Origin of the sequence: Paenarthrobacter sp. Y-19, assembly GCF_029223985.1 — a bacterium.
Lineage (GTDB): Bacteria > Actinomycetota > Actinomycetes > Actinomycetales > Micrococcaceae > Arthrobacter > Arthrobacter nicotinovorans.
On sequence record NZ_CP119414.1, the window covers coordinates 2,602,662 to 2,616,109 of the forward strand.

General features: G+C 61.4%; 11 protein-coding genes. 4 read left to right on the forward strand and 7 right to left on the reverse strand.

Annotated elements, in window-relative coordinates:
• Positions 1-112: 112 nt before the first annotated feature.
• A complete protein-coding gene (locus tag PYR64_RS12195) occupies positions 113-865 on the forward strand; it encodes a LysM domain-containing protein (protein ID WP_055971972.1) in 753 nt (250 codons plus the stop codon).
• A gap of 258 nt (positions 866-1,123) precedes the next feature.
• The gene (locus PYR64_RS12200; protein WP_229778545.1) at positions 1,124-1,447 is read left to right on the forward strand and encodes an Rv3235 family protein; all 324 of its coding nucleotides are present in this window, start codon (positions 1,124-1,126) and stop codon (positions 1,445-1,447) included.
• Positions 1,448-1,558: 111 nt separating this feature from the next.
• Here the strand turns inward: PYR64_RS12200 and secA are convergent, their stop codons facing one another.
• From secA to PYR64_RS12220, 4 genes are all read right to left on the reverse strand, one after another.
• The gene (secA, locus tag PYR64_RS12205; RefSeq protein WP_055971969.1) at positions 1,559-4,300 is read right to left on the reverse strand and encodes a preprotein translocase subunit SecA; all 2,742 of its coding nucleotides are present in this window, start codon (positions 4,298-4,300) and stop codon (positions 1,559-1,561) included.
• Between the two features lie 42 nt (positions 4,301-4,342).
• Positions 4,343-5,632: a crosslink repair DNA glycosylase YcaQ family protein gene (locus PYR64_RS12210; protein ID WP_055971966.1), complete on the reverse strand. Its 1,290-nt coding sequence runs from the start codon at positions 5,630-5,632 to the stop codon at positions 4,343-4,345.
• A 26-nt stretch (positions 5,633-5,658) separates the two neighbouring features.
• A complete protein-coding gene (gene raiA / locus PYR64_RS12215; RefSeq protein ID WP_018776439.1) occupies positions 5,659-6,387 on the reverse strand; it encodes a ribosome-associated translation inhibitor RaiA in 729 nt (242 codons plus the stop codon).
• Positions 6,388-6,576: 189 nt separating this feature from the next.
• On the reverse strand, positions 6,577-6,741 hold the full coding sequence (locus PYR64_RS12220; RefSeq protein WP_229778546.1) for a phosphoribosyltransferase family protein: 165 nt from the start codon (positions 6,739-6,741) through the stop codon (positions 6,577-6,579).
• Between the two features lie 264 nt (positions 6,742-7,005).
• Here PYR64_RS12220 and PYR64_RS12225 point away from each other — a divergent pair, with 264 nt between their 5' ends.
• A complete protein-coding gene (locus tag PYR64_RS12225; RefSeq protein ID WP_229778547.1) occupies positions 7,006-7,527 on the forward strand; it encodes a hypothetical protein in 522 nt (173 codons plus the stop codon).
• Positions 7,528-7,610: 83 nt separating this feature from the next.
• Here the strand turns inward: PYR64_RS12225 and PYR64_RS12230 are convergent, their stop codons facing one another.
• The 3 genes from PYR64_RS12230 to mtrA all read right to left on the reverse strand — a co-directional run bounded on the left by PYR64_RS12230 (position 7,611) and on the right by mtrA (position 11,930).
• The gene (locus tag PYR64_RS12230) at positions 7,611-9,329 is read right to left on the reverse strand and encodes an LpqB family beta-propeller domain-containing protein (protein ID WP_018776441.1); all 1,719 of its coding nucleotides are present in this window, start codon (positions 9,327-9,329) and stop codon (positions 7,611-7,613) included.
• Complete coding sequence (gene mtrB, locus PYR64_RS12235; RefSeq protein ID WP_275775456.1) at positions 9,326-11,188, reverse strand: MtrAB system histidine kinase MtrB; 1,863 nt, start codon at positions 11,186-11,188, stop codon at positions 9,326-9,328. The genes PYR64_RS12230 and mtrB overlap by 4 nt, the downstream gene beginning before the upstream one ends.
• A 67-nt stretch (positions 11,189-11,255) precedes the next feature.
• Positions 11,256-11,930: an MtrAB system response regulator MtrA gene (gene mtrA, locus PYR64_RS12240; protein WP_018776443.1), complete on the reverse strand. Its 675-nt coding sequence runs from the start codon at positions 11,928-11,930 to the stop codon at positions 11,256-11,258.
• A gap of 530 nt (positions 11,931-12,460) precedes the next feature.
• Between mtrA and PYR64_RS12245 the strand changes: the two genes are divergently transcribed.
• Positions 12,461-13,441: a glycerophosphoryl diester phosphodiesterase membrane domain-containing protein gene (locus PYR64_RS12245; protein ID WP_039242135.1), complete on the forward strand. Its 981-nt coding sequence runs from the start codon at positions 12,461-12,463 to the stop codon at positions 13,439-13,441.
• Positions 13,442-13,448: the final 7 nt, after the last annotated feature.

Genomic DNA, 13,448 nt, shown 5'->3' on the forward strand with positions numbered 1-13,448 from the left:
TGCCCGTTAAGACAGACCCACGATTGGACAGGCATGAAAAAGTGTGCCAAAAATGGACTCCAGATTGATCAAACTGCATCAAATTGCATCAAACGAAGCTTGGGGGCTTTGAATGGCACGAACCTTGCGGAGAGACACCGGGCTTGCTGTGGCGATCCTTGGGCTGGGACTCCTTCTGGCGCTGGCAGGCAACATCCTCGTCGGCCAATGGCAGACTTCCCAACGACATCATCAGAGCCTTTCCTTTGATGTGTTGGCAGGATTTGCTGCAAGCGCCGCGGGAACAGCGATAGTTGCCTGGTGGGTGCTTTCCCTAGTGATGGCATTTCTCGCCGCCCTCCTCCACCGGGTGGGCGCCGGCAACAGAGCCACTGCCCTCTCCAGGTTCAGTCCCCCGTTCATGGTCAGGCTTGCGATAGCCGTACTGGGCATGAACCTCCTTGGCGGTGGCTTGGCTCAGGCAGACGTCCAACCAACGCCGGAGTGGATTCCGACTTCCACGCACGGCCGCGCAGTCCTCACGGAGCCGTCTCCTGCAGCCACGGGCGGAGCTGACCGCAGCAACACAACGTCCACCGCGCCCGATCCGGGCTGGCGACCCCGGCCACCCGTGGTTGTTCCAGGGCTACTCAGCCAGCCAGGATCCCGCGATGCAGCAGCCGCACCCGGGAGCGTGAGCGGTGTGGAGGTAAAAGCCGGGGACACACTCTGGTCCATAGCCGCCTCGAGGCTGGCACCGTTTTCGACTGACGTGGATGTTGCCGCCGCATGGCCGAAGTGGTACGCCGCGAACCGCTCTGTCATCGGTGACAACCCCGCCGTACTGCTTCCAGGCCAAATCCTTCAACCTCCCGAACCCGCATAGCAGCGGCAACGTCACACCCGGACTCAATGAAACAGCCGCCTACTCAGGGGCGGCAGCAAGCCTCACAGCAAACCCCAGCGTCATCCCAGCAGAAGCCACCCGAGCATAAGCGTTCCCCGCGCTTTGGCTCATGTAGTGAATGCCAGAGGTATGACCTTGTCCGTTGCAACCGCAAACCGGCCCCCAATCCGCCAAGGCACCCAACGTGCCAGCGCCTCGTCCGGCTCGACAAAAGGGGCCGACACAGACATCCGGTTGGTGGCGCGCAGTATTGCCCAGGCCGCCCTTGAGGTTCTTGCAGGCACGCGTCCGCTTGTGCAGTTGTCGCGCTCGCTGGACCCTGAATGCTATTTGGCCCTTCAACATCGCGCGGCTCTGACCCGCAAACATGCAGCGCGCAGCAAGGGAAGTCCACAACCGCACCTCAGCCCGATGGTCCGTTCGGTTCGCGCTTGTTCCATCAGTGAATCAATTTGCGAAGCCAGCATCGTCGTCGCTGAAGAGGGCCGTTGCCGTGCGGTTGCCATGCGACTCGAACGGACCGACGGGTTGTGGCAGGTTACTGCGCTGGAGATCGGCTGAGTCCATGGGAGTCCGGGCCGGGGTCCACAAGTCCGGATAAGGCTAAGGGGCGATCCCCGGACCGGTATGTCCGTGGGATCGCCCCCTTGTTGTTCCTAACGCTTATTGTTCCTAGCGGCGCTTCTTCTTCGCCGGTTTGCGCTGTTCTTGGCTTGCTGCCTTGGCAGGGTTCCCTGACCGGCCCGACGCACGTCCTTCGATCCGCGTCTGCGTAGCGCCATCTTCACCGGGTGCGGTGTACTGCAATTGGGCCGGTTTCTCCGGTGCCTGCAGGCCAGCGGCCCGGATCTGGGGATCGTGATGTTCTGTGTGTCCCCCGGCTGCCGAATCATCCGCCACTACGACGTCCTCGGCCGGCGTCACTTCCACCTCAAGGTTGTACAGGAAACCGATGCTCTCCTCGCGGATGGCCTCCATCATGCTCTGGAACATCACGAAGCCTTCGCGCTGGTATTCCACCAGCGGATCACGCTGCGCCATTGCTCGGAGCCCGATTCCCTCCTTGAGGTAGTCCATCTCGTAAAGGTGTTCCTGCCATTTACGCCCAAGAACCGACAGTACAACGCGGCGTTCCAGTTCCCGCATGCTCTCGGAACCGATGGCTTCTTCGCGTGCCTGATAGACGAGGCGCGCATCGGAGAGGATCTCTTCGCGCAGGAAATCAGCCGTAATCCTCGACTTGCCGCCGGCTTCCTCAATGACTTCTTCAGGGGTTACCGTCGCCGGGTACAGGGTCTTCAGGTTCGTCCACAGCTGGTTGAAGTCCCAGTCGTCGCCATTGCCTTCGGCCGTTGCTGCATCAATGAGGGAGTTGATGGTGTCCTCAAGGAAGTACTGGACCTTTTCGTGCAGGTCATCGCCCTCAAGGATCCGACGGCGGTCGCCGTAGATTGCTTCACGCTGGCGGTTGAGGACGTCGTCGTATTTCAGGACGTTCTTGCGCTGTTCCGCGTTGCGGGCTTCCACCTGGCCCTGGGCCGAGGCGATGGCACGTGAGACAAGCTTTGACTCGAGTGCGACGTCGTCAGGTACCGAGCTGTTCATGAGCCGCTCAGCTGCCCCCGAATTGAACAGCCGCATGAGGTCGTCCGTGAGGGAGAGATAGAAACGGGATTCACCGGGGTCGCCCTGGCGTCCGGAACGGCCGCGCAACTGGTTGTCGATCCGGCGGGATTCATGTCGTTCCGTACCCAGGACGTAAAGCCCACCCAGGTTCAGCACTTCTTCGTGTTCGTCCTTGACGGCCTGCTTCGCTGCGGCGAGGGCCTCGGGCCAGGCGGCCTCGTACTCTTCGGAATTCTCCTCCGGGTCCAGTCCGCGCTTGGCGAGCTCGGCAATGGCGGTGAATTCGGCGTTGCCGCCCAGCATGATGTCGGTGCCACGGCCGGCCATGTTGGTTGCGACCGTAACTGCACCCTTGCGACCGGCCTGGGCAACGATGGATGCTTCCCGGGCGTGGTTCTTTGCGTTCAGGACTTCGTGGCGGATGCCTTCCTTGGCCAGCAGCTTGGAAAGGTATTCGCTCTTCTCAACACTCGTGGTACCGACCAGCACAGGCTGGCCGTTCTCGTGGCGCTCGGCGATATCCGCAACGACGGCGTCGAACTTTACAACCTCGTTCTTGTAGACGAGGTCCGACTGGTCGATGCGCTGCATGTCACGGTTGGTGGGAATGGGAACCACGCCGAGCTTGTACGTGCTCATGAATTCGGCGGCTTCAGTCTCTGCCGTACCGGTCATGCCGGAGAGCTTTGAGTACATGCGGAAGTAGTTCTGCAACGTCACTGTGGCGAGGGTCTGGTTCTCAGCCTTGATCTCGACGTTTTCCTTGGCCTCAATGGCCTGGTGCATACCTTCGTTGTAGCGCCGTCCGGCCAGGATACGGCCGGTGTGCTCGTCAACAATCAGGACCTCGCCGTCGAGGATGACGTAATCCTTGTCCCGCTTGAAAAGTTCCTTGGCCTTGATGGCGTTGTTCAGGAAGCCGATGAGCGGCGTGTTGGCCGATTCGTAAAGGTTTTGGATCCCGAGGTAGTCCTCCACCTTTTCAATACCGGCTTCGAGGACTCCGACGGTTCGCTTCTTCTCGTCGACTTCATAGTCGACGTCGGGCTGGAGCCGAAGGACAACCTTGGCAAATTCGCTGTACCAGCGGTTCGTGTCGCCTTGGGCCGGACCGGAAATGATGAGCGGTGTACGTGCCTCGTCGATGAGGATCGAGTCGACTTCATCCACAATCGCGAAGTTGTGTCCGCGCTGAACCAGCTCGCTGGCGTCCCAGGCCATGTTGTCCCGGAGGTAGTCGAAGCCGAATTCGTTGTTGGTGCCGTAGGTAATGTCTGCTGCGTACTGCTCCCTGCGGATCGTTGGATCCTGGTTGGAGAGGATGCAACCGCTGGTGAGGCCAAGGAAGCGGTAGACGCGGCCCATGAGCTCGGACTGGTATTCAGCCAGGTAGTCATTGACCGTCACCACGTGCACGCCCTTGCCGGTGAGCGCATTCAAGTAAGCCGGCGCAGTAGCGACGAGGGTCTTGCCTTCACCGGTCTTCATTTCAGCGATGTTGCCCAGGTGAAGTGCTGCGCCGCCCATGAGCTGGACGTCGAAGTGGCGCATGCCCAGGGTTCGGGACGAGGCTTCACGCACAGCAGCGAAGGCTTCCGGCAGCAACGCGTCCAGCGTCTCCCCATCCTGGTACCGGGACCGAAGAATGTCCGTTTCGGCACGAAGTTCGGCATCCGTGAAGGACTTGAAAGAGTCTTCCAGGGCATTGATGGAATCGGCATAGTTCCGCAGTTGCTTGAGGGTCTTTTTGTCACCCGTGCGGAGAAGTTTTTCGATTAGTGATGCCACGTGAAAGTGCTCCCAGTCTCATGCTGCCGAATTCTGGCTGTTTCAGTCTACGGGAGAGACCAAGGCAGCGTGGCCGGGTTCACCTCTGAGCGGACTGGCGTTTCGGGGTTCGGCATAGGGAGGCGCCGGACGTCCTGTAACCGCGTCCGCCAGGTCACCGGCGAGATCCCCTACCGGCCACACCACCACTTCCTGCAGTCCGAGCCAAGTCGCCATGAGCCCAAGTTCAGCAGCGAGCTCGACGGCGGTATCCGCCGGCGCGTCCGGCTCACGGAACGCCGAGCGAACCAGCAGCTGACCTGATGCACGGTCTGCCTTCAGGTCAACCCTGGCTGCGAGGCCCTCCCTGAGCAGGAAGGGCAGCACGTAATAGCCGAACCGGCGCTTCGCGGCAGGGGTGTAGATCTCGATCCGGTAGTGGAATCCAAACAGTTCCTCAAGACGCCGCCGTTCGAAGACAAGGGAGTCAAAGGGACTCAGCAGCGCCCGCCCTTCGGCCTTCCGTGGAAGCCTGGCATTGACGTGCTTGAAAGTCTCCCGTTCCCATCCCCGGACCGTCACTGGCTCCAGCACGCCCGCGCCCACCAGCCTTCGGACTGATTCCGCCCCCGCTTTGAGCGGCGTCCGGAAGTAGTCGGAAAAGCACCTAACGGTTCCTATGCCGTGGGCCTGGGCTGCTGCCTCAATAAGGCGGTCAAGGGCTTCCTCAGCATCCACGGCAGCCGTGGGATAGGTGGAGACCACCCGGGAGGTGGGGGTGTATTTGCGCTCAAACTGGGGAGTCCGCGAAGCGGCTGAAACGCGCCCTTCTTCAAAAAGGTGCTCCAGGACCCTTTTGACGATGTTCCAGTTCCAGCCCCAGTTATCGCGATCGGCTGCGGGATTGTGTCCGAGTTTTGCGGTGAGTTCCGACGCCGTCATGGGCGGCCCGCTGCCCAGAGCCGCCAAAATCCGGTCTTCCATGTCCCGACGAATACCCGGATCCAGGCGATGCGCCCCCACCCACGCCCGCTTTTGCCACAGAAGCAGGTCCGCAAAATGCTCGGGTCGTATGAAGCTTGCCTCGTGCGCCCAGTACTCCATCATTTTCCGCGGCTTGCGGGACGAGAGGTTGAAAAGAATGTTGGTGTCGTAGTTTCCCAGCCGCGAGAAGAACGGAAGGTAGTGGCTGCGCGCGAGGACATTGACAGAATCGATCTGGACAAGCTGCAGTTGGGCAAAGGTCCGGCCCACTGCCCGTGAAGTCACGGGGCCAGCGGGCCGGACCTTTGCCAATCCTTGAGCTGCCAATGCGATCCGCCGTGCCTGCGAGAGGCTCAGCGAAGCGGTCATTGGTATCCCTTCGTCAGATGCAGGCCTTACTTGGCGGTGGCTGCTTGGTCATCGGACCGATACGCGAGGATTTTCTCCTCGACGGCATCTTCGCCGGGTTCGCAGGTGGAATCGAGGGTAATCACACCGTAGGTCCAGCCACTGCGCCGATAGACAACCGATGGAGCGTTGGTTTCCTTATCCAGGAAGAGGTAGAAGTTGTGCCCCACCAGTTCCATGTTGTCCACCGCGTCATCCAGGGTCAGGGATGCCGCGGGGAACACCTTCCGGCGGATCAAAACAGGCGAGTCGCCGGCGGGGATGTCGTTCTCGATGTCATAAGGAGAATGCTCCACTGTTTCCGCAGCAGCCTCCTGGTGGTTGCTGGCCTCCACGTAGAGAGGCTCGTTGGCACTTGCGGGTTCAAGAGTTGCCGTAGCTTCCCGCACGGCCTTGGGCGTGTGCCGGCCGTGGTGCACCTTTTTCCGGTCCTTCGCACGACGAAGCCTCTCAAGCAGCTTGTTGTACGCCAGATCGAAGGCAGCGAATTTGTCAGCGGCTGTGGCCTCTGCACGGATGACGGGGCCACGGCCCAGGACTGTCACTTCGACGGTGAGCTCACCCGGCGTCTGCCGGGGATTGGTTTCCTTGGAAACCTTGGCGTCTACTCGCTGGACCTTGTCCCCCAACGATTCAATCTTTGAGATTTTCTCGCCGGCGTATTCGCGAAAGCGGTCTGAAACTGTCAGATTTCGTCCGCTGATCATGAACTCCATGGTGCCCTCCAAATAACTCAGGTGACACGACAACGGCACTGTTGGGGGCTGATCTGACGGACAGTCGAGCCCCTTTCCGAGCCGCTATCGACAGGTACATCTTTTCTTGGTACCCACAATCGACGTTAGTTCATCGCAACGCGTTATTCATCCTTTGGCCACTTATTTTTTGATTGAGTCTTAACAGCTTCACAGGTGGTCGTGTGCGGGCGCGATTGAGGCGTAGGCTGGTGGCCTCGTGGCCGCCAACACGACTGCTCCGCAGACCACGCCTCCTGCGGCCTCCACCGCACGTGCTGCCTCGGCAAGGGTTGCCCCTGTCGTGAGGACGTCGTCCACAAGGATGCATCCCATTCCCCGGATCAGTCTGGTCCGTGTACGCCTGACGCGCATGGAACCCCTGACTTTGCGAGCCCTTTCTCCGCGCCCCAGCCCCTTCTGGCCTGAACCGCCGTCGCTGCCTTGACGACCCGGAATTGCATCCGCGATTCCTGGCAACAGTGCCTGAAGGGATCCCCGACCGTCCCTGCGGAAGGGTAAAAACCGCACCTTGGTCAGCACATCACGGTGTGGGCATTGGGCCTGCGAGTGGCGCAACCGGAGTATGAGGAGCATCAAATGCAGTGGACTGAATCCGCGCTTACGGTAGGCGCCGCCGCTGGTGGGAACGGGCACAAGGCAGTAGCCGCTCTCATTGCCGACGGCAGCATCCACGGCCTTCCCAAGGCAACCTGCCAAAACACCCGCCAGACGCCACTGGCCGTAATGCTTGAACGAGAGCAGGCATTGTGCCAATTCGTCCCGGTAGGGTCCCGCAGCCACCACGCCGAGCCTCGCTCCGCCGTCGACAGTAACAAGGGCCGGCGATTGCAGCTCTGCCCGGAAGGGCTGACCACACAATTGGCGCACACGCTTGGCGCAGCCTGCGCAAAGGACGGTATCTTCCGCACCGCAACAGACGCATTCGACCGGAACCACAATTGTCCGAAGGTCTTCCAGCGCGCCTTCCAAGGCCGCAATCAGCCGGGCAATCCGACTGTCGTCCCGTCCGCGGCGACGTGCCCTCCCCGGGTCGGGCGCCAGCAGGTCAGGGTCCGGTGCGGTACGGCTTCCTCCGCTGGACGGCCAACTGCCGGGTGAAAGGTTCATCGACCCAGTTTGTACCGGGGCCAGCGAAGGATGAAGATACGAAGCGTGCTATGTGGATACTCTGTCCGCAGGTCTCACCCTGGGAAAGCCGGCTCCGTGGGACCTTTGAGTTGCAGCTCCCAGCCGTTTCCGACCCGTTGGAAGATTCCGGCCTCGGATTGGCCGAAGATCTGCTCGGGACCATTGCCCGCGCTGATGCTGGTCAGGCCATCCCAGGGTGCGAGTTGTTGTGCTTCACCCGATGCGAGGGAGAGCAGCTCCGGAACCACTGTGGACGTGGCCGAAGCGGACATCACTGCCACGGTCGAAGCATTCACCCAGACTCCCTGGTCTGCCGCCCCGGTGGTGAGGAGCGTGATGGGAGCAGTGAGATCCTTGGGCACGCCATCGGGATTCCGGACGATGCCGGCGATCTGCACGGTGGATTTCCCGTTGGCCTCGGAAATGACCAGCGCCCTGGTTCCCTCCCGGGAAACCCTGAAGTCCTTCACGGTGCGACCGGAAAGCCATGACGGGGTTATGGTCACGTTGGGAATTGCCATACCGGGCGCGATGCCGGTGGGTTTGTAGGCCACCACTTCTGCCGCCCCGTTGGCCCCCGGACCCGCTGTCCACACCCAGTCCTGCGGACTGAAGGATGGACCGGTGAGGGTACTTCTGGTAGTCAGCTGGCGGGCGGGCTGGCCGGGTTCGATCGAATAAAGGGTGGTCTTGTCCCCGTTGAGGAAGGCAGTTGTCTGGGATGCCGGTGATTCGGCAGGCGAATGCGGACCGAGCCCGGCGACCGACTGGATATCGGGGAGCGGCGTGATCCGGTTGTTTTCGTAACGAACCAGCTCGCCGTTGTTCACCGCGATCTGCCGGGCCGGAACGGTCTTGTCCACCACTGGTGGCAGGACCGTGCCATTGTCTTCCACACGGACCAGGTCCTGGTCTGCCCGCAATTGCACGTTGATGACATCCGGTTGGCTACGGAACGTTAGAGCCAACTGGTTCTGCATCCTTTGGCGGTCTTCCGCAGAAGCGTCGAACAACTCCTTGGCCGAGAGATCCACCTGCGCAGCACCTGAAACGACCGGAACGGATTCACGCGCGAGCTTCATTCCTGACGGGAAGGCACTGACAACTGCCCCCCGCAGATACGGCGCCGGACCGGCCAGCAAGGCACTGGTCATGGATTTGACCGTGTTCTTCTTGATGAACCACCGGTAATCGGGCACCGCATAGGTGAAGGTTGGGTCATAGAAGTAGATGGGGAACGCTCCGTAGATCACCTTGAACGTTTCCTCGGGAATCGCGGTTCCGTCCGGCACCTTGGAGATCCGCCACTGACCCTCCACCTGTTCGAGCGTCAGCGGGATGGTCTCCTTGGTCCCGGGCGGGTATTGCGTCGCAACGCCGTCGGCGTCCACGGAGTAGGCGAGGTCGAGCACGTAAAGGTACTCGTTTTCCCCGGAGGACTTGACCACTTCTGCCTCGCGGAAAACGATCGCCCGCTTATCCGGCTTCCACGTAACCGACTGGGCCTGCGTCAAGTACTGGCGGGCCACAGGATAGTCATCCTCATAGCCGCTGCCGGCCATGTAGAAGTCCTCGATGATCGCTTCGGGACTTGATCCCTCACGGGGCGCAGCGGGGAAAAACACCGGTGCGTTGGGATTTCCAGCGCCTTCGTCCTTGCTCTTGCCAACCGGGCCCGAACGCGGAATCTGTGCACAGGATGAGAGCAGCAGCATGATGACAGCCAACAGCGCGAGGATTACCCCGCGGCGCCGGCGTCCGGGCTGAGTCATGGCTTCTCCCCTGCTTCGTGATCCCGGGCGGCCGGCTCTTCGCTGTCCGATGAGGATTCAGGCGCGGTGCTGGTGTTTTCAGTACCGATCACAAGTACTTGGCGCTCACTTGCGGAACCGGGGAAATCAATGTCTGCAGGCTCAAGCAGCAGCGGGGACTTGACGATCGAACCTCCCTGCCGGAGAGGCAGTGTCAACCGGAAGTTGGATCCGGAGCCCTTTTGGCCCCATGCCTGCAGCCACCCGTTGTGGAGTTTGGTGTCCTCGGCCGCGATTGAAAGGCCAAGGCCGCTGCCACCAGTGGTCCGGGCACGTGCGGGGTCCGCGCGCCAAAAACGATCGAATACCCGGGCCGCCTCAGCCTGGCTCATACCTATGCCGTGGTCCCTGACGGACACGGCCACGGCGTCGTGGTTGGCCGCGACCGAAATATGGATCGGTTTGCCTTCGCCGTGTTCAAGCGCGTTCAGCAACAGGTTGCGGAGGATCCTTTCGATTCTCCGCGAATCCATCTCCACGATGATGTTCTTCTCCCGCGCGTTGAGGCGGACTTCCGAACCGTACTCTTCGGCCACGGGAGCCGCGCCTTCCATCACATGGGCTACGACCTGGAAGATGTCCTGGGGTTCGGCGTCGAGGACAGCGGCACCAGCGTCGAAGCGGGAGATTTCCAGCAGGTCCGACAACAATGACTGGAAGCGCTCAACCTGGTAGTACAACAACTCGGCCGACCTCTTGTTCATGGGGTCGAAATCCTCACGGGCATCGAAGAGGACTTCGGCCGCCATCCGCACGGTGGTCAACGGAGTTCGCAATTCGTGGGACACATCGGAGACGAAGCGTTGCTGCATCTGCGACAAAGTAGCCAACTGGGTGATCTGTTCCTGAAGGCTTGCCGCCATGTGGTTGAAGGATGCGCCCAACCTGGCTACTTCGTCTTCGCCCTTCACAACCATGCGTTCCTGCAGCTGCCCTGCAGCCAGCTTCTCCGAGACGACGGCGGCATGGCTGACCGGACTGACGACGTTTCGCGTGACGTACCAGGCAATGGCACCGATCATCAGGACAAGGGCTGCACCTCCTGCCCACAGAACATTCTGGATCTCGTCCAGGGTCTGTTGCGCGGTGTTGAGGTCGTAAATCAGGTAAAGCTCATAGACAGTGCCATTGAAGGTGACTTTGTTTCCAACGGCAATGCCGGGGCGGTCCTCATTGCCCACCGGGAATTGGGTAGGTGCCCAGAACTGTTGCTTGCCACCTTCTTGAACGGCCTTGCGGAGGTCGGGGGGTATTACCCGGATGGTCAGCTGGTCCGAGGCACGCGACTCGACCCACCGGTTGCGGGGTTTGGTCTGCTCCGGTGCCGCTTCGAAGACATACCTTCGCTGGATGACCGAGCCGCGGCCTTCGACTGCTGTCAACGTGTCGTAGACGAGGGTGATGACGCTCGACTGGTCGGTGACCTGTGCGCCGTCGAACGTGTCCTGGACTTGTTTGACGTTGTAGCGGGACTCCGATTCAGCCTGGGCCAGGCGTTCCTGGAAGAGGTTGTTGGCGATCTGGTTGGACAGGTAGGCGCCGACGATCGCGAAGGATGTAACGGCCAGCAGCAAGGTGGTGAGGACCGTGCGGAACTCCAGGGAACGCCGCCAGCGGCGGAGGATCGAACGCCACAGGAAGCGCAACCCCGGTTTGATCTGGCGTACGCCGATGGAAACGAGGCGGGAAACCCGAAGGACCAGGATCAGCCCGCGACGCGTCCAGATCCGGGCACGTGAGAAGAACCACGGCAGGTTCCGGACCGGCCGCGGTGGTGATGGTTCCGGTGTGGACGGCAGAGCCGGGCTTCCGGTACCCACGCCTTCTGCGTCAGGACCTGATGATCCCTGGGCTTCTCCAGGCGTGCCGGTCTTCCCGACCGGAGACTCAGGAACCTGCTTTATATCCGACACCACGCACCGTCAAAACGACCTCGGGCGCTTCAGGATCGCGTTCAATCTTGGAGCGCAGACGCTGGACGTGGACGTTGACCAAACGCGTGTCAGCGGCATGCCGGTAGCCCCAGACCTGTTCCAGGAGCAATTCACGGGTAAAGACCTGCCACGGCTTCCGCGCCAAGGCAACCAGGAGGTCGAACTCGAGGGGAGTAAGCGAGATGCGGTCTCCCCCACGGGTCACCAGGTGACCGGCGACGTCGATGGTCACGTCCGCAATGCGCAAGGTCTCGGGGGCCTTCTGGTCGCCCGGACGCAGTCGCGCACGGACGCGGGCAACCAGTTCGGCGGGCTTGAAGGGCTTCGGAACGTAGTCGTCTGCACCGGATTCGAGTCCGCGGACTACATCCGAGGTGTCCGACTTGGCGGTGAGCATGACGATCGGAACATCCGATTCCCCACGGATTTGCCGGCATACCTCGATGCCGTCAGAGCCAGGCAGCATAAGGTCCAGCAGCACCAGGTCCGGCTTGGACGAACGGAACACGTCCAGTGCTTGGCCGCCATCTGCGCAGAACACCGGCTCGAAGCCATCATTCCGCAGGACGATGCCAATCATCTCTGCGAGTGCTTCGTCGTCGTCAACTACCAGAATGCGTGCCTTCATAGTTATATATTCCCTTATCACCAAGTCTTTGTCCTGTTGGGCGCCGTGCACGGCATGGCGCCCAAGGGGCAGTTCCACCGTACTGCACCGGGGCGCGGCACGCCCGCAAACACTGCTCGTGCGGCGGGCTATGAGGGACGACGGCGGGACTATAGGCTGGGTGCGAAGGTCCGCCTGGGGGACGTCGACTGTCGGCGGACCGGACCTCATGGGGAGGAAACGTGTCACAGCCAGACCACGGCCATCATTCGCCGACAGGTGGCCAGCCGGCGAGGGGAAACCAGCCACCATACGGGATGCCGCCCGGTGGTCAAGTACCCGGTGGTCAAGTACCGGGTGGCCAGGTGCCCGGGGCACAGCCTGCGTGGGGTAACCAACCGCAGTGGGGCGGACCGCCGGCGTGGACGGCCCCCCAAAACCAGGCACAGAATTGGCAGGGCGCCCCCGGTCCTGCATGGCCACCGGGACCTCCGTATGGCCAGCCTCAGTACATAGCTCCTCCCAAACCGGGAGTCATCCCGCTGCGTCCATTGCAGTTCGGCGAAATCCTGGACGGATCCTTCCAGACGATCCGTCGCAACGCTGCCTCCATGTTTGGCTCGGCGTTGCTCGTGCAGGCGCTGGGAGCAGTCTTCACCGGGGTTATCTCACTGGTGATGCTCCAAATGACGGTCTCCCTGGAATCAGTGGACTCCAGGGCTGAATTCAATGAAGCCATGGGCCCGATTTTCGCCATTATGGCGGGAGCCCTCGGGGTCACGCTGCTGCTTGGATTCCTCGGGTCTGTCCTTCAGGGTGTTCTGGCAGTCCCTGTCGCCCGTTCCGTCCTCAACCGGCGGACGGGCTTCAAACAGATGTGGAAGCTTGCCGGGAAACGGATCCTTCCCTTGTTGGGCGTTGCCGGACTGTTGACCATCGGCGGAATACTGGCTTGGGCCGCCGTGGTGGGCATCGCAGTGCTCCTGTTGACCGCGATGGGCCCCGGTGCGCTGTTGATTGTCCTTCCCCTCGGCCTTGGCTCCATCGTCGTCTTTGTCTGGATCGCCCTGAAACTGATGCTTTCGCCGGCCGTCATCGTGGTGGAGCAAACGGGCGTCTACGACGGCCTCCTCCGGTCCTGGCAGCTGACCAAAAACAATTGGTGGCGGATATTCGGGATCACCCTGGTGGTGACCCTGATGCTGGGCATCATCGCCCAGGTTGTCCAGATCCCGGCATCCCTGGCTGCAGCATTCATCAGCGAAACCGTGGCACCCCATCCCGATGCTGAAACCACCACTTCCATGCTTGTCATCACCACTGTCATCACCACCGCAATCCAAGCCCTCGTGGGATCGGTGACGTTCGCTTTCCAGTCCTCTGTCTCTGCGTTGATCTACATGGATCTCCGCATGCGGCGCGACGGCCTTGATGTTGAGTTGATGAGGATGCTGGAGACGGGCGCCAACCCTGACGGAGTGCCCGGCGGCCCCTCGGCTGCGCCGGGTCCTGTCGGCTGGCCCACGGTATGACGGCATC